General features: G+C 68.5%; 18 protein-coding genes, 1 tRNA gene and 1 pseudogene. 12 read left to right on the plus strand and 8 right to left on the minus strand.

All coding sequences use genetic code 11. The features are described 5' to 3' along the window. Nucleotides 1-205 precede the first annotated feature (205 nt). The gene (locus ACOEQ2_RS00265) at nucleotides 206-841 is read right to left on the minus strand and encodes a ribonuclease D (protein WP_419731284.1); all 636 of its coding nucleotides are present in this window, start codon (nucleotides 839-841) and stop codon (nucleotides 206-208) included. Nucleotides 842-932: 91 nt separating this feature from the next. Beyond that, nucleotides 933-1,019, minus strand: a tRNA-Leu gene (locus ACOEQ2_RS00270). A 246-nt stretch (nucleotides 1,020-1,265) separates the two neighbouring features. Between ACOEQ2_RS00270 and ACOEQ2_RS00275 the strand changes: the two genes are divergently transcribed. From ACOEQ2_RS00275 to gltB, 4 genes are all read left to right on the plus strand, one after another. Next, the gene (locus ACOEQ2_RS00275; protein ID WP_419729413.1) at nucleotides 1,266-2,213 is read left to right on the plus strand and encodes a complex I NDUFA9 subunit family protein; all 948 of its coding nucleotides are present in this window, start codon (nucleotides 1,266-1,268) and stop codon (nucleotides 2,211-2,213) included. A gap of 176 nt (nucleotides 2,214-2,389) precedes the next feature. Next, entirely contained in the window at nucleotides 2,390-3,847 is a 1,458-nt protein-coding gene (locus ACOEQ2_RS00280; RefSeq protein WP_419729414.1) for an NAD(P)-dependent oxidoreductase, read from the plus strand. 131 nt (nucleotides 3,848-3,978) lie between these two features. Beyond that, on the plus strand, nucleotides 3,979-4,362 hold the full coding sequence (locus ACOEQ2_RS00285; protein WP_419729415.1) for a DUF2059 domain-containing protein: 384 nt from the start codon (nucleotides 3,979-3,981) through the stop codon (nucleotides 4,360-4,362). 23 nt (nucleotides 4,363-4,385) lie between these two features. Then, a complete protein-coding gene (gltB, locus tag ACOEQ2_RS00290; RefSeq protein ID WP_419729416.1) occupies nucleotides 4,386-8,921 on the plus strand; it encodes a glutamate synthase large subunit in 4,536 nt (1,511 codons plus the stop codon). A gap of 58 nt (nucleotides 8,922-8,979) precedes the next feature. On the opposite strand, the gene ACOEQ2_RS00295 is transcribed toward gltB, so the two are convergent. Next, complete coding sequence (locus tag ACOEQ2_RS00295; protein ID WP_419731285.1) at nucleotides 8,980-9,456, minus strand: universal stress protein; 477 nt, start codon at nucleotides 9,454-9,456, stop codon at nucleotides 8,980-8,982. A gap of 393 nt (nucleotides 9,457-9,849) precedes the next feature. After that, nucleotides 9,850-10,236, minus strand: a pseudogene (crcB, locus tag ACOEQ2_RS00300) (fluoride efflux transporter CrcB); the annotation flags it as partial. 122 nt (nucleotides 10,237-10,358) lie between these two features. Between crcB and ACOEQ2_RS00305 the strand changes: the two are divergent. From ACOEQ2_RS00305 to ACOEQ2_RS00330, 6 genes are all read left to right on the plus strand, one after another. Next, entirely contained in the window at nucleotides 10,359-11,993 is a 1,635-nt protein-coding gene (locus tag ACOEQ2_RS00305; RefSeq protein ID WP_419729417.1) for an inorganic phosphate transporter, read from the plus strand. Nucleotides 11,994-12,088: 95 nt separating this feature from the next. Further along, nucleotides 12,089-13,192, plus strand: coding sequence for an AI-2E family transporter (locus tag ACOEQ2_RS00310; protein ID WP_419729418.1), 1,104 nt, complete (start codon nucleotides 12,089-12,091; stop codon nucleotides 13,190-13,192). 139 nt (nucleotides 13,193-13,331) lie between these two features. Next, on the plus strand, nucleotides 13,332-14,351 hold the full coding sequence (locus ACOEQ2_RS00315; protein ID WP_419729419.1) for a DUF1176 domain-containing protein: 1,020 nt from the start codon (nucleotides 13,332-13,334) through the stop codon (nucleotides 14,349-14,351). After that, nucleotides 14,348-14,668, plus strand: a complete 321-nt coding sequence (locus tag ACOEQ2_RS00320; protein WP_419729420.1) for a YnfA family protein — start codon at nucleotides 14,348-14,350, stop codon at nucleotides 14,666-14,668. Before ACOEQ2_RS00315 ends, ACOEQ2_RS00320 begins: the two co-directional genes overlap by 4 nt. 136 nt (nucleotides 14,669-14,804) lie before the next feature. Further along, nucleotides 14,805-16,250, plus strand: coding sequence for an LLM class flavin-dependent oxidoreductase (locus tag ACOEQ2_RS00325; protein WP_419729421.1), 1,446 nt, complete (start codon nucleotides 14,805-14,807; stop codon nucleotides 16,248-16,250). A 74-nt stretch (nucleotides 16,251-16,324) separates the two neighbouring features. Further along, nucleotides 16,325-16,603 (plus strand): hypothetical protein, encoded by a 279-nt coding sequence (locus ACOEQ2_RS00330; protein WP_419729422.1) that lies wholly within the window; start codon nucleotides 16,325-16,327, stop codon nucleotides 16,601-16,603. A gap of 90 nt (nucleotides 16,604-16,693) precedes the next feature. Here the strand turns inward: ACOEQ2_RS00330 and ACOEQ2_RS00335 are convergent, their stop codons facing one another. Both ACOEQ2_RS00335 and ACOEQ2_RS00340 read right to left on the minus strand, forming a co-directional pair. Then, nucleotides 16,694-17,569, minus strand: coding sequence for a DUF3667 domain-containing protein (locus tag ACOEQ2_RS00335; protein ID WP_419729423.1), 876 nt, complete (start codon nucleotides 17,567-17,569; stop codon nucleotides 16,694-16,696). Nucleotides 17,570-17,676: 107 nt separating this feature from the next. After that, on the minus strand, nucleotides 17,677-18,693 hold the full coding sequence (locus ACOEQ2_RS00340; RefSeq protein WP_419729424.1) for a class I SAM-dependent methyltransferase: 1,017 nt from the start codon (nucleotides 18,691-18,693) through the stop codon (nucleotides 17,677-17,679). Between the two features lie 298 nt (nucleotides 18,694-18,991). Here ACOEQ2_RS00340 and ACOEQ2_RS00345 point away from each other — a divergent pair, with 298 nt between their 5' ends. Then, a complete protein-coding gene (locus ACOEQ2_RS00345) occupies nucleotides 18,992-19,894 on the plus strand; it encodes a cation diffusion facilitator family transporter (RefSeq protein ID WP_419729425.1) in 903 nt (300 codons plus the stop codon). Nucleotides 19,895-19,909: 15 nt separating this feature from the next. On the opposite strand, the gene ACOEQ2_RS00350 is transcribed toward ACOEQ2_RS00345, so the two are convergent. Then, on the minus strand, nucleotides 19,910-20,689 hold the full coding sequence (locus ACOEQ2_RS00350; RefSeq protein ID WP_419729426.1) for an exodeoxyribonuclease III: 780 nt from the start codon (nucleotides 20,687-20,689) through the stop codon (nucleotides 19,910-19,912). A gap of 20 nt (nucleotides 20,690-20,709) precedes the next feature. After that, complete coding sequence (locus ACOEQ2_RS00355; RefSeq protein ID WP_419729427.1) at nucleotides 20,710-21,096, minus strand: HesB/IscA family protein; 387 nt, start codon at nucleotides 21,094-21,096, stop codon at nucleotides 20,710-20,712. A 150-nt stretch (nucleotides 21,097-21,246) separates the two neighbouring features. Between ACOEQ2_RS00355 and ACOEQ2_RS00360 the strand changes: the two genes are divergently transcribed. Next, a complete protein-coding gene (locus tag ACOEQ2_RS00360; protein ID WP_419729428.1) occupies nucleotides 21,247-21,396 on the plus strand; it encodes a hypothetical protein in 150 nt (49 codons plus the stop codon). Nucleotides 21,397-21,413: the final 17 nt, after the last annotated feature.

Raw genomic sequence — 21,413 nt, forward strand, 5'->3', positions numbered from 1 at the left:
CGATCCGCGTGATGATGGTCAAGACGTCTCCGCTCTCCTCCAGGACCGCCCGGCGCCGCCGTCTGGTTCCGGACCGGAGCGTCTGGGAGCCGAGTTTGTATGAGCACGCGCAAGAAGGCCGTCAACCTAACCTTAGGTAACCACTCGTGATCGGCCGTCGCCCGGAAGGGCCGTCGATCGCCGCGTCCAGGTGGGCCAACCCGGGCTAGTGGGCGAAGATGTCCGGAACCTCGTAGCCGAGCAGGTCGAGGCGGGCGCGGGCGGGCAGGAAGGCGAAGCAGGCCTCCGCCAGCTCGAGCCGCTGTTCACGCACCAGCAGGGCCTCCATGCGTGACCATAGCGCGTGCAGGTGGAGCACGTCGGAGGCGGCATAGGCAAGCTGTTCGGGGGTCAGGTCGCGCGCACCCCAGTCCGAGGTCTGCTGCTGCTTGCTCATCTCGACGCCGAGCAGCTCGCGCGACAGCTGCGCCAGGCCGTGCCGGTCGGTGAAGGTGCGCACCAGCTTGGCGGCGATCTTGGTGCATTTCACCGGCGCCACGGTGATGTCGAGCGCGTGCTGCAGCACGGCCACGTCGAAGCGGGCGAAATGCATCAGCTTGGGGGTGGCCGGGTCCGCCAGCAGCCGCTTCAGGTTGGGACAGTCCGCACCATGGCCGCCGAGGCGAGGGGGCACGATCTGCACCAGGTGGGCGGTGTCGTCGCCGGCGGAGAGCTGCACCAGGCAGAGCCGGTCGCGATGCGGGTTGAGCCCCATGGTCTCGGTGTCGACCGCAACCGACGGCCCGAACGAGATACCGTCCGGCAGGTCGCCCTGATGCAGGTGGATGGTCGCGTTCGACATGAATTGGGTGATGCTCACGGTTCTGGCCCTCGGATGGCCGCCCCACCGCCAGGGCCATCCCGACCGATCGGCCGGGATGTCGTATGCCCTATGGTGCCCAGGAGAAGACTCGAACTTCCACGACCTTTCGGCCACAGGTACCTGAAACCTGCGCGTCTACCAATTCCGCCACCTGGGCTTAAGGGGCAACCGCGGACAACCGATCCGCGGGTGGTGGCGGCGATTTACCGGGGCGTCGGGGTGGCGTCAACTGCCTGTGTTGCAGGCGCGTGATGGGCACCGGGCTCCGGTCGGGGTGCGCCGCATGGACTTCGGCACCGGCGCGCCTTGAGGCGGAGGCGACGGTGTCTATAGTGCGCCACGCGAAGATCATCGGCGTGACAGGTCGTCATACGCCGGCGAACGGGCATGAGGATCGTCAGGTATGGCAACGCGCAGCGTGGCAACGGTGTTCGGCGGCTCCGGCTTCCTGGGGCGCTACATCGTACGCCGGCTGGCGGCGGACGGACACGTGGTGCGGGTGGCGGTGCGCCATCCGGCCAACGCCAATGCGCTCAGGCCGATGGGCCGGGTCGGGCAGGTGGTGCCGACCTACGCCTCGATCGACGACGAGGCCTCGGTGGCGCGCGCGGTGGCCGGCAGCAGCATCGTCGTGAACCTGGTCGGCATCCTGGCGGAAGCGCGCAAGGGCGACTTCCAGCGCATGCACGAGGAGGGTCCTGGCCGGATCGCGCGGCTGGCGGCGGCATCGGGCACCGCGCGGCTGGTGCAGATGTCGGCGATCGGCGCGGACCCGGAGAGCCCCAGCGCCTATGGCCGCAGCAAGGCCGGCGGCGAGGCGGCGGTGCGCGCGGCATTCCCGGGCGCCACCATCCTGCGGCCCTCGGTGGTGTTCGGACCGGAGGACGCGTTCTTCAACCGGTTCGGCGCGATGGCCCGGCTGTCGCCGATCATGCCGGTGTTCAGTGGCGATACGCGGCTGCAGCCGGTCTATGTCGGCGACGTGGCGGATGCGGTGCGTGCGGTGGTGCAGGAGCATGCTCCAGCCGGCGGGCTGTTCGAGCTCGGCGGCCCACGGGTCTGGAGCTTCCGTGAGCTGCTTGCCTGGATGCTGGCGCAGATGCACCGCAAGCGGCCGCTGATCGATGTGCCGCCGGGCCTGGCACGCATCCAGGCCGCCTTTCTCGAGCATGTTCCGGGCAAGCCGCTGACCCGCGACCAGCTTGCCATGCTGTCCCGCGACAACGTGGTCGGCGACGGCACCGCTGGACTGGAAGCGCTCGGGATCGTTGCGACGCCGGTGGAACTGGTGGTGCCCGCCTACATCTCCCGCTACCGCCCGGGCGGTGGCCGCAAGCAGGTTCTCGAATAACAGGACCGGATCGGCCCTAATCCGAGCGGTTGCCTCGAAGCTCGTCCTCGCAAAACCGTGAATTTCCTGAGATAGGGCAGCAAGCCTGTCTTTTCGGCTGTGTCCGACGCCGTTTATGCTGGAGTTCGTGACCCGGCTTCGAGATGATGCCTCCGGGTCCTGACGGGGAGCGACGCATGGCGGATCGCATGCTGCAGTTTGTGTCGGTGCTGCAGCACCAGCCGGAGAAGCGCGTCGTCACGGAACGGCGGCAGGATTTCGACGAGATCTACCGCGATTTCGACATCTCCCAGGCGGAAGTGCAATCCAGCCGCTGCTCGCAATGCGGCGTGCCGTTCTGCTCGATCCATTGCCCACTTTCGAACAACATCCCCGACTGGCTGAAGCTGACCGCCGAGGGCCGGCTCGAGGAGGCGTACGAGGTCAGCTCGGCGACCAACAACTTCCCCGAGATCTGCGGCCGGATCTGCCCGCAGGACCGGCTCTGCGAGGGCAACTGCGTCATCGAGAAGGGCTTCGAGAGCGTCACCATCGGCGCGGTCGAGCGCTTCATCACCGACAATGCCTGGGAGCAGGGCTGGGTGAAGCCGGTGCGGCCGCGGGTCGAGCGCGCGCAATCGGTCGGCATCATCGGGGCGGGCCCGGGCGGCCTGGCGGCGGCGGAAGAACTGCGCAAGCTCGGCTACCAGGTGCATGTGTACGACCGCTACGACCGCGTCGGCGGCCTGATGATCTACGGCATTCCCGGCTTCAAGCTGGAAAAGGACATCGTGCTGCGCCGGCATGCGCTGCTGGCGGAAGGCGCGATCGAATTCCATCTCGGTCGCGGCATCGGTGTCGAGGATACCGACACCGAGATCGCGTTCTCCACACTCCGTGCGCGGCACGACACGATCCTGATCGCCGCGGGTGTGTACAAGTCGCGCGAGCTCGGCGGACCGGGTTCCGGGCTGCCCGGGATCGTCAAGGCGCTCGACTACCTGACGGTATCCAACCGGCGTTCGCTCGGCGACGCGGTACCGGACTTCGATAGCGGGCTGCTGGATGCGGCGGGCAAGAACGTCGTGGTGATCGGCGGCGGCGACACCGCGATGGATTGCGTGCGCACCGCGGTTCGGCAGGGCGCGAAGTCGGTCAAATGCCTCTACCGGCGCGACCGTGCCAACATGCCGGGCTCGCTTCGCGAAGTGAAGAACGCCGAGGAAGAGGGGGTCGAGTTCGTCTGGCTGGCCGCCCCCGAAGCGTTCCTCGGCGACGAGCGGGTGACCGGCGTGCGGGCGGTGCGGATGCGGCTCGGGTTGCCGGATTCCTCCGGGCGACAGTCGGTCGATGCGGTAGAGAATAGCGGCTTCACGCTCGAGGCCGACATCGTGATCAAGGCGCTGGGCTTCGATCCGGAGGAGCTGCCGCGGCTTTGGGGCGAAGAGGCGCTGGAGGTGTCGCGCTGGGGCACGCTGAAGGTCGGACAGAAGAGTTTCATGACGAGCCTGCCCGGGGTGTTCGGCGCCGGCGACATCGTGCGCGGCGCCAGCCTGGTGGTGTGGGCGATCCGCGACGGGCGCGATGCGGCGCTGCAGATGCATCGCTGGATGGAGGCGCATGTCGAGCAGGGCCTCGCGGTTGCCGCCGAATGAGGGCGTGCGTGCGGCGCATGGGCGTCGGCATCGCGTTGGCGGGCGCCCTGGTGTTCGGGATGCAGATCGCACGCGCGCACACCGCTCCGGTGACGCCGGACCCGGCGACCCTGGCGGCGGCGGAGCAACTCATGCGCGATACCGGCGGCGAAGCGCGTGCCAGCAAGGTCCTGGACATAATGCGGACGGTCATGGTGCCGATGCTGCAGCGCCGGAGCCAGCAGCCTGAGACGGCAGCGAAGGTGTTCGACCAGATCCTGCTGCCGGCGTTCCGTGCGCACCTTCCCGATCTCCTGCGGGAGATCGCCATGCTCTACGCCGTCGATGCGTCGCTCGCGGATCTTCAGGCGCTCGACGCTTTCTACCGCTCGCCGCTGGGCCGGAAGGCCATCGAGATCCAGGACAAGGCGACGCCGCAGGTCATGGCGCTGGGCGTCGAATGGGGCAAACAGATCATCCCCGATATATTGAAGGCGAAAGCCGATGCGTTGCGCCAGCAGGGGATCAAGCTGTGACCAATAGCCAGGACGGATCCGCCATGGGTGTCGAGACCGCCGCCGAGTTCCTTGCCGCTTGGGACGCCAACGTTGCCGTTCTGGCCGGCACCTACGATACGTCGATGGAGCACGATGCGTGCGGCGTCGGGCTGGTCGCGGCACTCGACGGCAAGAAGCGTCGTGACATCGTCGAGGCCGGCATTGCGGCACTGCGCGCGGTCTGGCATCGCGGCGCGGTCGATGCCGATGGCAAGACCGGTGATGGCGCCGGGATCCATGTCGAGATCCCGCAGGACTTCTTTGCCGACGCGATCAGCCGCACCGGCAACAAGCCGGACGGCAGCCTGATCGCGGTGGGCATGGTGTTCCTGCCCAAGACCGACCTGAACGCGCAGGAGCGCTGCCGGCAGATCGTCGAGACCGAGATCCTGGCGTTCGGCTATGGCATCTATGGCTGGCGGCAGGTGCCGATCGACACCGCCTGCATCGGCGAGAAAGCCAATGCGACGCGCCCCGAGATCGAGCAGATCATGATCCGCAACGCGCGGCATTCCGCCGAGGTGGATTTCGAGCGTGACCTCTATGTCATTCGCCGGCGGATCGAGAAGCAGGTGATCGCGGCCCAGGTGGGCGAGTTCTACATGTGCTCGCTCTCCTGCCGTTCGCTGATCTACAAGGGCATGTTCCTGGCCGAGAACCTGTCGGATTTCTATCCCGACCTGCTCGATGCACGGTTCGTCAGCCGGTTCGCGATCTACCACCAGCGCTACTCGACCAATACCTTCCCGACCTGGAAACTCGCCCAGCCGTTCCGCAAGCTTGCCCATAACGGCGAAATCAACACGGTGTCGGGCAACACCAACTGGATGAAAAGCCACGAGACCCGGCTGGCGGATCCGGTGCTCGATCCGTTCATGGACGACATCAAGCCGGTCATCCAGGCGGGCGGCTCCGATACTGCGACGCTCGACAACGTGTTCGAGCTGCTGACGTTCACCGGCCGTGACGCGCCAATGGCAAAGGCGCTGCTGGTGCCGGCGGCGATCGCGTACGAGCCGCAGATGAAAGCGGCCCATAGTGCCATGTTCCAGTACTGCAATGCGGTGATGGAACCGTGGGACGGACCGGCGGCGATCTGCGGCACCGACGGGACCTGGGTCTTCGCCGGTCTGGATCGCAACGGCCTGCGCCCGTTGCGCTACACCGTGACGGCGAGCCAGATGCTGGTGGTCGGCTCCGAAACCGGCATGGTGAAGATCCCCGAGGCCGATATCGTCAGTCGTGGCCGCCTCGGGCCGGGCCAGACGATCGCGCTCGATCTCGATCATTGCCGGCTGTATGGCGACGAGGAGCTGCTCGACCTGCTGTCGTCGCGGCAGGACTTCGAAGGTTGGGTCTCAAGGATCCACAAGATCGACCGGATCGTGCGCAGTGATTCCATCGAGCCGACCTACTGGTCCGGCGAGGAATTGCGGCGGCGGCAGAACGCGGTCGGCACCACGCTCGAGGAGCTCGAGATGATCCTGCATCCGATGGTGCAGGACGGCTCCGAGGCAATCGGCAGCATGGGCGACGACACGCCGCTGGCGGTGCTGTCGGAGAAATACCGCGGGCTCGCACATTATTTCCGCCAGGCGTTCAGCCAGGTCACCAACCCGCCGATCGACAGCTTGCGCGAAACCCGCGTGATGAGCCTGACCACGCGGCTCGGCAATCTCGGCAACGTGCTCGACGAGGACAGCAGCCAGTGCGAGCTGCTGCAGCTCGACAGCCCGGTGCTGACCAGCGGTGAATATCAGGCGCTGCTCGATTTCCTGGGCGCCAGCGCCTGCGTCATCGATTGCACGTTCCTTGCGGAGAACGGCGAGGCCGGCCTGCGCGAGGCGCTGATCCGCATCCGGCGCGAGGCGGAGCAGCGGGTGCGCGAGGGGTGCACGCATGTGTTCCTCACCGACGAGGCACAATGCGCCGAACGCGCCTACATCCCGATGATCCTGGCGACGGGAGCGGTGCATACGCACCTGGTGCTGACCTCGCTGCGCACCTTCACCAGCCTGAACGTGCGGACCGCCGAGAGCCTGGACGTGCACGCGATCGCGGTGATGATCGGTGTCGGCGCAACCACGGTGAATGCCTATCTGGCGCAGGAAAGCATTGCCGACCGACACCGTCGCGGCCTGTTCGGTGATCTGCCGCTGCGCACCGCGGTCGAGCGCTATCGCAAGGCGGTCGACAAGGGCCTGCTGAAGACGATGTCCAAGATGGGCATATCGGTGGTGGCATCCTATCGCGGCGGCTACAATTTCGAGGCGATCGGGCTGTCGCGGGCACTGGTCGCGGAGTTCTTTCCGGGGATGCAGTCGCGTATTTCCGGTATCGGGCTGTCGGGGCTGGCGCGCAATGTTCTGGGCTTCCACAAGGTCGCCTGGAACACGGATGCTGTCATGCTTCCCGTCGGCGGGCTCTACAAGCTTCGCCGGCTGGGCGAGGTGCATGCATTCGATGGCGGGCTGATCCACACGCTGCAGACCGCCGTCGCCAACGACAGCTTCACGACCTATCGCCGTTATGCGGACGCGGTGCGCCGGCAGCCACCGGTCGCCTTGCGCGATCTGCTGGATTTCCGCAACGGTCGCACCGCGATCCCGGTCGAGGATGTCGAGAGCATCACCGAGATCCGGAAGCGCCTGCTGTCACCGGGAATTTCCCTCGGCGCGCTGAGCCCCGAGGCGCACGAGACGCTGTCGATCGCGATGAACCGGATCGGCGCGAAGTCGGATTCCGGCGAGGGCGGCGAAGACCCGGCGCGTTCGAAGCCGCGCCCGAACGGCGACAATGCCTCGTCGGCGATCAAGCAGGTCGGATCCGGGCGTTTCGGCGTCACCGCGCAGTATCTGAACGACTGCCGCGAGATCGAGATCAAGATGGCGCAGGGTGCCAAGCCGGGTGAGGGTGGACAGCTGCCCGGCTTCAAGGTCACCGGGCTGATTGCCAAGCTTCGCCATTCGACCCCGGGCGTGACGCTGATCTCGCCGCCGCCGCATCACGACATCTATTCGATCGAGGATCTGGCGCAGCTCATCTACGACCTGAAGCAGATCAACCCCGAGGCCACCGTCACGGTGAAGCTGGTGGCGCGCTCCGGCATCGGCACCATCGCGGCCGGCGTCGCCAAGGCGAAGGCCGACTGCATCCTGATTTCCGGCCATTCCGGCGGCACCGGTGCAAGTCCGCAGACCTCGGTGAAATATGCCGGCCTGCCCTGGGAGATGGGTCTGGCGGAAGCGCACCAGGTGCTGATGCTGAACCGGCTGCGTCACCGGGTGAAGCTGCGCACCGATGGTGGGCTGAAAACCGGACGCGACGTGGTGATCGCCGCCATGCTCGGCGCCGAGGAGTTCGGCATCGGCACCGCAAGCCTGGTGGCGATGGGCTGCATCATGGTGCGGCAGTGCCACTCGAACACCTGCCCGGTCGGCGTGTGCACGCAGGACGACAAGCTGCGAGAGAAGTTCGAAGGCACGCCCGAGAAGGTCATCAACCTGTTCTCGTTCATCGCCGAGGACGTGCGTAATATCCTGGCCTCGCTCGGCGCCCGGACGCTGAACGAGATCATCGGCCGCACCGACCTGCTGCACCAGGTCAGCCGCGGTGCGGATTATCTGGACGATCTCGACCTGAACCCGCTGCTTGCCCAGGCCGATCCGGGACCGCATGCGCGCTACTGCACCCGCGAGGGCCGCAACGAGGTGCCGGAAACCCTCGACGCGCAGATGATCGCGGACGCCAAGCCGCTGTTCGAGCATGGCGAGAAGATGCAGCTGCACTACAACGTGCAGAACACGCACCGGGCGATCGGTACGAAAATCTCCAGCCGCATCGTGCGTCGGTTCGGCCAGGAGACCCTGGCGCACGGACACCTTACGGTCAGGTTGCGCGGATCCGCCGGCCAGTCGCTCGGCGCGTTCGCGGTCAAGGGGCTGAAGCTCGACGTGATCGGCGACGCCAACGACTATGTCGGCAAGGGATTGTCGGGGGCGACCATCGTCGTGCGCCAGCCGCCCTCGTCGCAGCTGGCGAGCAACCACAACGCGATCATCGGCAACACGGTGCTGTATGGCGCGACGTCGGGCGCGTTGTATGCGGCCGGGCAGGCGGGTGAGCGATTCGCGGTGCGCAACTCCGGTGCGGTGGCGGTCGTCGAAGGCTGCGGCTCGAACGGTTGCGAATACATGACCGGTGGCACGGTCGTGGTGCTGGGGCCGGTCGGCGACAATTTCGGTGCGGGCTTCACCGGCGGCATGGCGTTCGTCTATGACAGCGCAGGTGATTTCGAGATCCGTGCCAATCCCGACACCCTGACCTGGGCACGCGTCACCGAGGCACGCTGGCACGACGAGCTGCTTCGCCTGGTGGAGACGCACGCACGTGAGACCAGCAGCCGGTTCGCGGCCCTGCTGCTGCATGAATGGACCAAGGCGTTGCCGAAGTTCTGGCACGTGGTGCCGAAGGAATATGCGCGTTACCTTGCGGCACCGGAAACCGAGAAGCCCGCGCAGGTGATCATGACCGGCTGACCGACGCAGGCACGATCTCGGGCGGTGGCGTGACGCGAGGTGCCGCCACCGCTGCCGCTCAGTGCTGCATCAGCACCGGGATATCGGCGATATCGAGCACCGTCCCGGTCGCGCCCCCCAGCAGCATCTCGGCCATTGAGCCGCGCGCAGTGCCACCCATCACCAGAAGATCGGCGCCGGCCTCGTGCGCCAGCCGCAGCAACTGTTTACCGACCGCCTCGTCGTCCGACAGCCGCTCACTGATCTCGCGGATCGGCACCGTATCCGCGACCCTGGCCAGCATCGCGGGCAGCGCGTCCCGATCGTCGCCCGGGCGGTGTCCGATGCGGATCAGCACCAGCTGGCTCGCCCGCTCCAGCAGCGGCGCCGCCGAGGCAACAGCGTGATGCGCCGGCTCGCCATCCTTCCAGCCGATGGCGATGGTGCGGCCGAACGGCAGCCCACCCTCCGGCGGCATCAGCAGCACCGGCCGGCGCGAGAGCAGCAACGCGTCGTGGATCCGCCGGGCGTTAAGCGGATCGTCCAGCCGCTCCATCAGCAGCAGCTGTGCCCAGGTGGCGTGCTCGCGCAGCGCCGCACGATCGCGCCCGGCAACCTCGACCCACCTGGCCTGGATCCCGTTCGCCGGCTGCGCGTCCTGCCAGTCGTCGAAACTCTCCCTCAGCGGCCCGATCCAGCGACCACGCCGCTCGGCGACCGCCTGCCGCCGCGCACGCGTCACGATCTCCACCGCCGGCAGCCATGAGGTGTCCGGGCCCGGCTCGATCGCGAGTGCGGTGATCCGGCCGGCGCTGCTGCCGCGCAACAGCAGGGCTGCCGCATCGAGTTGGCGAGCGGCGGTTTCGGGACGATGCAGCACCACCAGGATGCGCTCTGCGAACCCGGCCCCCGGCGCGGGCGTGATTGCCGCAAGGCGAGGTCCCGGCAGCCCGCCACGGATCGCCTGGGCACTGGCGTAGCCGACCGCCACGACCCCCAGGCACAGCAGCACCGACAGGGCGATATTGGCCAGCGCCTGCGCCGGACGGCCGTCACGCAACAGATCGAAGCTCTGCAGGCTGAACGACGAGAAGGTGGTGAAGCCGCCGCACAGGCCGATCATCACGAAGCTGCGCCAGTCGCTGGCCACGGGAAACCGCCCGTCCGCCGCCGTCAGCGTGCCGAAGAAGCCGATCGTGAACGATCCGAGCACGTTGATCAGCAGCGTGCCCCACGGGAACGACGCGCCGGCCAGCGAGACCACGACGTTGCCGAGCCAGGCACGGCCGACGCTGCCGATCGCGCCGCCGAGGGCGATCAGGAGATAGGTCAGCATGGGTGCGGCATCGGCATCGGGCGGCGGTGTCCTTCAGGTGTCATGAAACCGTCATATCTGGTCTGCAGCCGAAACGATCAGCCTGGTCTAGAAGATGAGACTGAATGTCATCAGGGCACCCAATGTCAGACGCGACCCTCGGCTCGAGCAGCCCCTTCGCACCGTCCCGCGACACACCCGACCGGCAGAAACGAGGCTTGCCCGGCATCTCGAGCGTGATCCTGTTCGTGGTGCTGCTGGTGGGCGGCCTCGGCTATGCCGTGTACGGCCTGGTATCCGACATGCACGCGACCCACGCGGCACCGCTGGCGATCGGAACGCTGGTGCTGCTCGGTCTGGCATTGCTGATCGCGCTCGGGTTCGAGTTCGTGAACGGCTTCCACGACACCGCCAACGCCGTCGCCACCGTCATCTACACACGCAGCCTGGCACCGTCGATCGCCGTCGTCTGGTCCGGCTTCTTCAATTTCCTGGGGGTTCTGGTCTCCACCGGCGCCGTCGCCTACTCGATCATCACGCTGCTGCCGATCGACCTGATCCTGAACTCGGGCAGCGGCGGCGGCTACGCGATGATCTTCGCGCTGCTGCTGGCGGCGATCATCTGGAACCTGGTGACCTGGGCGTTCGGCATCCCGAACTCCTCGTCGCATGCGCTGATCGGCTCGATCCTCGGCGTCGGCCTGGCCAACCAGCTGATGACCCCGGTGGGCGTCGCCAGTTCCGGGGTGCAGTGGGACCAGGCCTGGAAGGTGCTGAAGGCGCTCATCTTCAGCCCGATCATCGGCTTCGTCGCGGCTGGCGGCCTGTTGCTGCTGGGCAAGCTGCTGATCCGCCGGCCCGACCTCTGGAAGGCGCCCGAGGGCAACCAGCCGCCACCGCTGTGGATCCGCGGCCTGCTGATCCTCACCTGCACCGGCGTCTCGTTCAGCCACGGCGGCAATGACGGGCAGAAGGGCATGGGGCTGATCATGCTGATCCTGATCGGCGCCGCCCCCACCGCGTTCGCGCTCAACCGGGCGATCCCGGAGAGCCACACCCCGGCCTTCGTGCAGATGAGCCACCAGGCGGCCGCGGTGTTCCAGGCACATTCCGGCAACGCGCCGGTGATGGACCCGAAGGACGCCCGCGGCACCGTCGATACCGCGGTCAAGACGAGGGCGCTGAACACGCCGCAGGTGTATGCCGCACTCGCCTCGCTCTCGAACGATATCGGCGGCCAGATCGGCAGTTTCGGGGCACTCCGCAAGGTGCCGGCCGAGGCGGTCCCCAACGTTCGCAACGACATGTACCTGGTCGCCGAGGCGATCCGCACGCTGCCCAAGGCCGGCGCCAGCTTCTCGGCGCCGGAAGCGGCGACGCTGAAGAGCTTCACCGGCGATCTGAACAACGGCACCCGCTTCATCCCGGTCTGGGTGAAGGTGTCGGTGGCGGTGGCACTCGGGCTCGGCACCATGGTCGGCTGGAAGCGGATCGTCGTGACCGTCGGCGAGAAGATCGGCAAGACCCACATGACCTACGGCCAGGGTGCGGCGGCCGAGATCGTCGCGATGGTCACCATCGGGGCGGCGGAAGCCTACGGGTTGCCGGTCTCCACCACCCACATCCTGTCCAGCGGCGTTGCCGGCACGATGGCGGCGAACGGCTCCGGGCTGCAGATGAGCACGCTGCGCAACCTGGCACTCGCCTGGATCCTCACCCTGCCGGTGGCGATCACCCTGGCCGGCTGCCTCTACTGGCTGCTGCACTTCGTGTTCTGACCCTGCGGGCGCGCGGGGCCGGGGCCGGAACGGTCTCGCCTCGGCCGGCGTTCTGGGTGAGGATCGGGGACACCTCCGGTGAGGATTGTCCCCGCATGCCCCTGCCCATCATCGAGACCGCCGCACCTGTCCTGCTGCCGTTCCCACCGGCCCCGTCGGCGCACGGACCGTCGGGGTCACCCGCCTGGAGCATCGCCACGGCGCTGAAGGTCGCGGCGGCCGTGGCGGCGGCAGTTCTTCTGCTGTGGCTGCTCTGGTCGGTGGCGTTGCTGCTGTTCTTCGCGATCCTGCTCGCCGCCACCTTGCGTGGCACCGCGGACTGGCTGTCGCTGCGCACCGGCGTCAGGGCGACATGGATGCTGGCCCTGGTGTCGCTGGTGCTGGTGGCGATCGCCGTGGGGTTCGTGCTGGCGATCGGGCCGTCGCTGGCGCAGCAGGGCGGCGACCTGTTCGACAGCGTGACCAAGGAGCTGCACACGCTCCAGGACAAGTACGGCCAGACCAGATGGGGCAAGCGGATCGCGGAGCATCTGCAGCCGGGTGGCGGTGTCCCGGGTTCGATGGCGGCGCCGGCGATGCGGGTGCTGGGTGTCAGCCTCGACCTCGTGGCCTCGCTGGTCCTGCTGGTGATCACCGCACTCTATCTGGCAGCGTCGCCTCACACCTACATCAACGGCGCGCTGCGGCTGGTGCCGATACGGCATCGGGCGCGCGGCCGCGAGATCCTGCACGAGACCGGACGCACGCTGCGTCGCTGGCTGCTGGGCCAGGTCCTCGACATGCTGGTGGTGGCGGTGCTGACCGCACTCGGCCTCAGCCTGCTGGGGGTGCCGGTGCCGCTGGCGCTAGGCGCGCTCGCCGGGCTGCTCACCTTCATCCCGTATTTCGGCGCCTTCATGGCCGGGGTGCCGGCGGTCCTGGTGGCCTTCTCGGTCAGCCCGCATCTGGCGCTGCTGACGCTGGGCGTATTCCTGGGCGTGCACCTGATCGAGGGCTACATGATCTCGCCGTTGATCCAGAAGCGCATGGTCGAGCTCCCGCCGGCGATCACGGTGATGGCGATGACCGTCTCCGGCACGCTGTTCGGCCCGATCGGCATCATCCTGGGCACGCCGCTGGCCGCCGCCTGCATGGTGCTGGTGCGCGAGCTTTATGTGGTGGATGCACTCGGCGACCGGGAGGTTGCAGATCGCGACTGACCGCCGCGCTCCGTCCGGGATGGGCAGGCGAGGGGCCGCGGTCTTGGCGCTATGCAGGGGGGCGCTATTCAGGGGGGCGCTGTGCAGGCGGGCGCTGTGCAGGCGAGCGATGCTGTGCGGGGCGGTTCTTTGCGCGCCGGTGCTGTGTCCTGCGGATGGGTTGGCGGCGTCGCGCGGGACGGCCGGGCCGCATGAGGAGCCGGCGTCGCGGGCCTTCGGCGACTGGCTGGCGACCTGCGACAACGCGCTCGACTGCACCCTGGACGGCTTTGGCGCCGACGACACCCAGGCCACACTGATCATCGGCCGGCCACGCGGCGCGGCGCCCGTGGTGACGCTGCTGCTGCAACCGGCACCGCTGCCGCCGCCGGCTTCGGTCCGCATGGTGGGCGCCCGCCGGGGTGTCGCGGTCACGGTGCGGGTGCAGCCTGCGGGCGCGTCCGGCGCCGAGCGCGGCGACCTCGGTGCCGGTGCGGTGGCAGCCTTGTTGCCGGTCTTGCGCGCGGGCGGGCGGCTGCTGCTGCAGGCCGAGCGGCCCGGTGGCCGGCAGGCGAGCCTGGGCGTGATCCGGCTCGCCGGGCTTGCCGCCGCCCTCGACTGGATCGACGCCAGGCAGCGGCGGGTGCCGGAGGCTCTGCCGCTGGTGATGGCGGTGCCCGATGGTCCGGTCCCGGCGCCCGACCCGCATCACCTGCCGGCCGGCGTGACGGCGCTCGCGTCGGTGGCGGCCTGTCGCCGCGAGGATGCCGACGATCCCGCCAACGATGCCAGCGCCTGGGCTCTGTCGTCCACGGTCACGCTCTGGCAGGTGCCGTGCGGCAGCGGCAATTTCGACCGTGCGTCGCTGTTCGTGCTGGCCGACCGGGCGACCGGCCGGGTCGCGCCGGCCGGGTTCACCGCCCCGCCGCAGGTCGGTGCAGGGCCGCCGGGCGTGCTGATCAACGCCGAGACCGGCGAGGACGGACACGCGATCACCGCGATCGCCCCCGGCCGCGGTCTCGGCGACTGCGGCGACCTGCGCCGCTACCGCTGGGACGGGCAGCGCTTCCGGCTGGTGACCGCCCGGCTGATGATCGCCTGCCGCGGCCTGGCGCCCGAGGACTGGCCGCTGGTGTATCGGTCCCGCCTCGAGACGCCTCCCGGAGCCGCGGCGCCGTGACGACGCTGGCGGCGTATGCGCTGGCAGCACTGGCCGAGATTGCCGGCTGCTACGGGTTCTGGGCGTGGGCCCGCAACGGTCGCTCGGCGCTGTGGCTGCTGCCGGCGGTGGTTTCGCTGGTGCTGTTCGCGTGGCTGCTGACCCGGATCGACACCGCCTCTGCCGGCCGCGCCTACGCCTCGTATGGTGGCATCTACATCGCCGCGTCGCTGCTCTGGCTCTGGGCAGCCGAGGGTGTGCGTCCGGATCGATGGGACCTGGCGGGCGGCGCGATCTGCCTGGTGGGGAGCGCGGTCATTCTGTTGGCGCGTCACTGACATCTCGATTCCACGCCGTTTCACGGTGATCCGCAACGTGCTACGTCGTTATATCGTGACTTTTCGATATGGCAGGAGCGGCGGATGAGGGCATCGGGCGTGGCGGTCGGGGCTCCTGCACCGTGGGTGACGTGACATGAGCAAGCGCATCATCCTGAACGCATTCGACATGACCTGCGTGTCGCACCAGTCGGCCGGCACGTGGCGTCATCCCGACAGCCGGGCGTGGGACTACAACACGATCGAGTACTGGACCGACATGGCCCGCGAACTCGAACGCGGGTTCTTCGACTGCCTGTTCATCGCCGACGTCGTGGGCGTCTATGACGTCTATCGGGGCTCCGCGGAGGCCGCCCTCATCGATGCGGCGCAGGTTACGGTCAACGACCCGTTCGGCGCGATCTCTGCGATGGCAGCGGTCACCACCAACGTGTGCTTCGGCATCACCGCCGCCGTCACCTTCGAGCAGCCCTACATCCTGGCCAGGAGGCTCTCGACGCTCGACCACCTGACGCGCGGCCGGATCGCCTGGAACGTCGTGTCGTCGTACCTGAACAGTGCCGCCCTCAATATCGGCCAGGACCGGCAGATGGCGCATGACGAGCGCTACGACATGGCCGACGAGTACATGGACGTCGTCTACAAGCTCTGGGAGGCGTCCTGGGAGGACGGTGCGGTCCGGCGCGACAAGGCCGCCGGCGTGTTCACCGACGCCAGCAAGGTGCACCCGATCCGGCACGAGGGGCGCTACTTCAAGGTGCCCGGATTCCATCTGTGCGAGCCGTCGCCGCAGCGCACGCCGGTCATCTTCCAGGCCGGCGCGTCCGGTCGCGGCCGCCGCTTCGCCGCACGCCATGCGGAAGGGATGTTCATCCTCGCGACCAGCGTCGAGCAGGCGCGCGCCATGACCGACGACATCCGCTCGCAGGCGGAGCAGCAGGGCAGGTCGCGATCCTCGGTGAAGATCTTCACGCTGCTGACCGTGATCACCGGCGAGACCGACGCGGAAGCCGAGCGGAAGTACCAGGAGTATCTGTCCTACGCGAGCGCCGAGGGCATGCTCGCCCTCTATGGCGGCTGGACCGGCATCGATTTCGCGCAGCTCGACCCCGAGGAGCCGCTGCAGGCGCTCGAGAACGACAGCCTGCGCACCACGCTGGAGTCGCTCGTCAGCGGCGATCACGGCCGGACATGGACGGTGCGCGACGTCGTCCGGGAGCGCAGCATCGGCGGCCTCGGCCCGGTTCTGGTCGGTGGTCCGCAGAAGGTCGCGGACGCGCTCGAGCGCTGGGTCGACGAGGGTGGCATCGACGGGTTCAACCTGGCCTATGCCGTGACGCCCGGCACGGTCACCGACTTCATAGATCACGTGGTCCCGGAGCTGCAGCGACGCGGGCGCGTGCAGACCTCTTACCAGGCCGGAACGTTCAGGCAGAAGCTCACCGGATCGCCCGACGGACACCCGGAATCCTCGCATCCGGCGGCGGCCTTTCGCGGGGCGCTCGCGGGTCGGGAAAGCATCGCGGACAGCACGGTCCACTCGAAATTCTCGGACCAGCCTGCAGGTCGCGCGGTGTCGTAATCAGCGCGGGCGCCTCGCCTTTACCATCCGTCAATGATTGCAGTGCACGATGACCGGGCACTGCAGGAGCTGCCATGGCGGGTATCGCCGGTCTCACCCGATCTCACGCGTCGGTCCATTCCCGGCTGGATGCGGCCGCGTCGAAGCCGTCCGACGCCCAGGCGGTTGCAGTCGCCAGGCAGGCGTTGAACCAGGCGCAGGGCCGCGTTGATGCCGATCACCGCGCGCATAGCCCGGCTTGTGTCGCGGTGGACCAGAAGGGCGTCGACCAGGCCTCGAGTGAATTGGCCGGTCTGCAGTCCGCGGCAAACGCGGCGACGGCGGGCACCCGGGCGCTGTCGATCACTGCATGAAGCCGATCGACGCCATGGGCCAATACCGCGGGCCGGATCCGTCACGCATGCCGCTTGCATCGTCGCACATCCGATGCCGTCCCCCCGACGTTACCCGCCCTTCGCCAGCCCCAGCTGCAAGGCCACCGCCGTCAAGGCGATCACCAAGCCCGTGAACGCAATCATCGAGCCCATCCCAAGCAGCGCCATCCGGAACAGCGTGCCGGCAACTCCGGACCCGTACACCCCGCGCATGTGGCGGAACAGGTGCACCACCGGCAGCAGCAACAGCAGCACTTCGACGTCGAAGCCGACCAGCATGTCGGCCAGGGCGATGGCGATCAGCACCAGGATCGCAAAGCTCAACGAATGGATCGCGAAGATCGTGTGGTCGTAGGCCGAGAAACGCCGCTGCGGCAGGTACAGCAGCCACAACAGTCCGCCCGCGATCGGCAGCATCAGGAAGGTGAAGCGCTCGGCCCAGTCGCGCATCACCGCCAGCACGTCGTTCGGATGGTCGATCGCGCCTGCGACATGCGCGCGCAGCCACTGCGTAGCCCAGGGATGCCCGCCGAGGGTGATCGACTGGATCTCGACCATCGCCTTCTGGTGCGCGTCCGCGGGGATCGCGCCGATGTGCGGGGTCGCATTGGTCAGCGAGCCGATGCTGAACAGCAGGAACAGCATCACCAGGAACAGCCGCAGCGGCGGGATCTCGCGGGCGCGGCGACCGGCCAGGTAGTCGTTGGTCAGACGCGCCGGATCGAACACCAGGCGACGCATGCTGCGCCAGAACCGGCTGTCGGCATGGGTCAGCGTCTCGAGCAGCTCGGCCGCCAGATGCAGCAGGGAGCGATGCACCGGGCCGCCCTCCTGGCCGCATGCATGACACCACGCACCCACCAGGGTCGTGCCGCAATTCAGGCACGCACCCGGTTCGGTATCTCCAGACGGCGCGGCCTGGCGGCAGTGCGGGTCGACGGACATCGACACTCCCCCGTCAGGGGCGACTTCTGCGGCCGCGCCGGGCGGCGCCCCGATCGCGCGAAGGGTCCGCTTGCCGAACACGCGCTCGCGCCACCCCGTCCGCGTCATCACTGCCGGGCCAGGCGCCAGGCACGAACCGTCTTGCGGGTGCTGCGCAGCATCTGCCGCGTGCGACGCGTCGCGGCATTCCGGCGCCAGGTCTCGGACCCCGCGGACAACGCCGCCGCATGATCGCGCGGCGCGCCATCTGGCTCGAGCACATAGGTCGAGGCACGGCCGCAGGCGGCGATATCGTGCCGCATCCGCCACCCCGTGGCCCGTGTCACGGCGGCGAAATAGTCATGCGTGAAACCGAGCTCCATCCAGCCGAAGCGGCGAATGCAGAACACCGAAAGCGCGTCGAGCCGCGGTCCCCAGGGGTACGGGATGGCAGCGGTCGGCACCCCGACGATCGGCTCGCCGCACAGCACCACCCGGCCGCCCGGCTTGAGCCGCGCATGCAGCCGGATCAGCAGCTCCTCGAAATCCAGGGCGTGGTGGAACGCCTCGTAGAACAGGATGACGTCGAACCGTTCGCCCGCAAAGCCGTCACCGAAGGCGCCCTGTTCGGTCTCCACCGGAAGCCCGAGATGTGCCGCCTGCAAGGTGATCGCCTGCAGCGCCACCGGATCGATGTCGACGCCGCACGAGCGGTATCCGAGCCGCGCCAGCATCAGCAGGATCTGGCCGCTGCCCGGGCCGTATTCGAGCACCGCGCCGCCCGGCTCGAGCGTCATGTGACGGAAGATCCGGCTCCAGGCGAGCAGGTGCTCGGACACCACGCCGGTGTCACGGAACGACCACGGCACCAGCCCGCTCCAGAGCTGCTCCGGCAGCGGCGTCGCCGGCGGCTCGTCCCGCACGGCCTCGTAGCCCTGCTCGGTGCGGCCGCGGATCGACAGATACAGCGCGAAGGCCGCGTCCCGATACGCGGCCGAGAACGGGTCGGACGCCGCGAGCTGGCGCGCTTCCAGGATTTCCAGGTGCAGCGTGGTCAGGCGCTGGTATTGTGTGGCGTCGGGAACGCCAGCGCCGATCTGGTCGATCAATGCATCGATGGATGTCCGTGTGGCAGCTCCCGCCATCGATCAGGCTCCTCCGCAAGCCGCGCTCGCACGGGATGGTGAGGTTCGCACCGGTCACCCTGTCAAGCTGCCCCCGAACGATACTGCAGCAGCCAGGGCCGGCGTCATGCGGCGGACCCGCCGGGTCGATCCATCGGGGCCAGCGCGCCGGGGGGATCGACAGCGGACTTGCGATCCGGGCACCGGGCGTGATCCATGCGGTGTTCGTCGCCCCGGGTCCGGCCATGCCGGCGGCTGGGGCAAGGTCGAGCGCAGCAAGGTCGGGCGCAGCAAGGTTGGTTCGAGGGATGCTGGAGGAATGAACCGGACGCTCGTCGTCGCCTGGGTGAGCCTCGTGGTCAGCGTCGGCGTGCTGGCGATGAAGTCGGCCGCCTATGCGCTCACCGGCAGCGTGGCGCTCTATTCCGACGCGATCGAGACCATCATCAACGTGGCGACCGCGGCGACCGCCCTGGTGGCGCTCTGGTACAGCGCCCAGCCGGCCGACAGCAATCACCCGTACGGTCACTACAAGGCGGAATACCTGAACGCCATCGTCGAGGGCGCGCTTGTGCTGGCGACCGCATTCGCCATCGCCGACGCCGCCTGGGACGGCTGGGAGCACCCGCCGGCGCTGCACACGCCGCTGCTCGGCATCGCCGTCAACGGGGCGGCCGGCGGGGTCAACCTGGTGTGGGCGCTGGTGCTGCTTCGCGAGGGGCGGCGCTCGAAATCGCCGGCGCTGACCTCGGCCGGGCGGCACGTGATGACCGACGTCTGGACCACCGTCGCGGTGCTGATCGGCTTCTGCCTGGTGCCGCTCACCGGATGGGAGCGGCTCGATCCGCTGGTAGCGCTGCTGGTGGCGCTGAACATCCTGCGCAGCGGCTACGGGCTGCTGCGCTCGTCGGTCGGCGGGCTGATGGACGAGGTGACCGACCTCGGCGAGGCGGACGCGGTGCGCCGGGCGATCATCCGCGGCGGCCATGGCGCGATCGAGGCGCACGACGTGCGGATGCGGGTCGCCGGGCGCATGACCTTCGTCGATTTCCACCTGGTGGTGGCGGGCGGTCTGACCGTGGATGCCGCCCATGTGGTGTGCGACCGCATCGAGCAGTCGATCCGCGACATCGTGGGCGAGGCGGTGATCAGCATCCATGTCGAGCCACCGCACCAGGTGAAGCCGCGCGACGCCCGCTCCGACGTGCTGCTGCTGTCCTGAATCACGGCGCAGGGTCTAGCGGAGCGTGACCACCAGCGGAACGTGGTCGGACGGCTGCGGCTCGTCGCGGGCGGCACGGTCCGGCACCGCATCCAGCAGCCGCTCGGCGATGCGCGGCGAGAGCATCGCGTGGTCGATCCTGAGGCCACGGTCGCGCGGCCAGCATCCGGCCTGGTAGTCCCAGAAGGTGTAGGCGGCACCGCTCGGCCGCACCGCCCGCAGCGCATCGGTCAGCCCGAGCCACTGCAGCGCCCGGAACCGCTCGCGGGTCTCCGGCCGCACCAGCGCATCGTCCGCTCCGAGCACGCCCGGCGCCATGTCCTCGTCGGTGGGACACACGTTGTAGTCGCCGGCCAACAGGAAGTCGGTCTCGCTGGCGAGCAGGGTGCGGGCGTGTGCGATCAGCGCGTCCATCCATGCGAGCTTGGCGGCATACCCGTCCGCACCACCGGAATTGCCGTTCGGCAGATACAGGTTGCCGATGCTGACGTCGGCCGCACGCACCTCAACGTAGCGCGCCTGGTGCTCGCCGGTCGCGGGCAGCGCGAGCCCCGGAAGCTCCCGGTGGCTCACCGTGACCGGGATGCGCGACAGCACGGCCACCCCGTTATAGGCCTTCTGGCCGACGGCGATGCTTTCGTAGCCAAGCCCGGTGAACGCCTCCGCCGGGAACGCCTTAGTCTCGCACTTGATCTCCTGCAGCAGCAGCAGGTCCGGCGCGTGCGTTTCCAGCCAGCGGGCGACATGGCCCTGCCGGCTACGGACCGAATTCACGTTCCAGGTGGCGATCTTCACGGGGAGCGTCGGGCCGGAGCTCAGTCGATCGAGAAGCTGGTGCCGCAGCCGCAGGACGAGGTGGCGTTCGGGTTGCGCACGGTGAAATGCGCCCCCATCAGCGCGTCGCTGTAATCGAGCTGCGCGCCGCCGAGCAGGTCGAGGCTGACCGGGTCGACCAGCACCCGGGCCTGGCCCGCCTGGATCAGGTGGTCGTCGGACGCGCGCTCGGGGTCCAGCTTGAAGCTGTACTGGAAGCCGCTGCAGCCACCGGCCAGGACCGCGACCCGCAACGCCTGGGAATCCGGCCCGGGACTGCCTGGCTGGCTGGCGACAATCTCGGCGATCCGCGCCGCCGCCCGCTCGGAGACCGAGAACGTCGGCGCGCCGATCGGCGGAGAGGCAGGCCCGGTGTCTGTGGTGGTCATGGCGATGTCCATGTCGGCTTAGATAGCGCGTCCGCGGGCGTTCTTGAAGACCGTGCCCATGCAAGGCGGTCCAGGGACAGGACGCGCGGCGATTGTCGGGGCACCACCCGGGGCGCAAGGTGCCGCCATGGCTGCCGATCGCGGAGGCGCATGAGTGAGCTCGCCGCGTCGGCAATCCGCATCAGGGGCGCCCGCGCACGGCTGCATCCCGAGCCGGAGGCGGCCTCTACCGCCGGCATGACCGACCGCTTTGCCGTCCAGGAGCGGCGGCGGTTGACGGACGCCTCCATACCGGGCTGAAACCGGCCGCTCCTCGA

Source organism: Lichenicola sp., assembly GCF_965198575.1.
Taxonomy (GTDB): domain Bacteria; phylum Pseudomonadota; class Alphaproteobacteria; order Acetobacterales; family Acetobacteraceae; genus Lichenicola.

Coding starts and splice junctions, on each gene's coding strand:
- ACOEQ2_RS00265 (WP_419731284.1), bottom strand. CDS start 841: ATGTCGAACGCGACCATCCACCTGCATCAGGGCGACCTGCCGGACGGT.
- ACOEQ2_RS00275 (WP_419729413.1), top strand. CDS start 1,266: ATGGCAACGCGCAGCGTGGCAACGGTGTTCGGCGGCTCCGGCTTCCTG.
- ACOEQ2_RS00280 (WP_419729414.1), top strand. CDS start 2,390: ATGGCGGATCGCATGCTGCAGTTTGTGTCGGTGCTGCAGCACCAGCCG.
- ACOEQ2_RS00285 (WP_419729415.1), top strand. CDS start 3,979: ATGCGCGATACCGGCGGCGAAGCGCGTGCCAGCAAGGTCCTGGACATA.
- gltB (WP_419729416.1), top strand. CDS start 4,386: ATGGGTGTCGAGACCGCCGCCGAGTTCCTTGCCGCTTGGGACGCCAAC.
- ACOEQ2_RS00295 (WP_419731285.1), bottom strand. CDS start 9,456: ATGGAGCGGCTGGACGATCCGCTTAACGCCCGGCGGATCCACGACGCG.
- ACOEQ2_RS00305 (WP_419729417.1), top strand. CDS start 10,359: ATGTCAGACGCGACCCTCGGCTCGAGCAGCCCCTTCGCACCGTCCCGC.
- ACOEQ2_RS00310 (WP_419729418.1), top strand. CDS start 12,089: ATGCCCCTGCCCATCATCGAGACCGCCGCACCTGTCCTGCTGCCGTTC.
- ACOEQ2_RS00325 (WP_419729421.1), top strand. CDS start 14,805: ATGAGCAAGCGCATCATCCTGAACGCATTCGACATGACCTGCGTGTCG.
- ACOEQ2_RS00330 (WP_419729422.1), top strand. CDS start 16,325: ATGGCGGGTATCGCCGGTCTCACCCGATCTCACGCGTCGGTCCATTCC.
- ACOEQ2_RS00335 (WP_419729423.1), bottom strand. CDS start 17,569: ATGTCCGTCGACCCGCACTGCCGCCAGGCCGCGCCGTCTGGAGATACC.
- ACOEQ2_RS00340 (WP_419729424.1), bottom strand. CDS start 18,693: ATGGCGGGAGCTGCCACACGGACATCCATCGATGCATTGATCGACCAG.
- ACOEQ2_RS00345 (WP_419729425.1), top strand. CDS start 18,992: ATGAACCGGACGCTCGTCGTCGCCTGGGTGAGCCTCGTGGTCAGCGTC.
- ACOEQ2_RS00355 (WP_419729427.1), bottom strand. CDS start 21,096: ATGACCACCACAGACACCGGGCCTGCCTCTCCGCCGATCGGCGCGCCG.
- ACOEQ2_RS00360 (WP_419729428.1), top strand. CDS start 21,247: ATGAGTGAGCTCGCCGCGTCGGCAATCCGCATCAGGGGCGCCCGCGCA.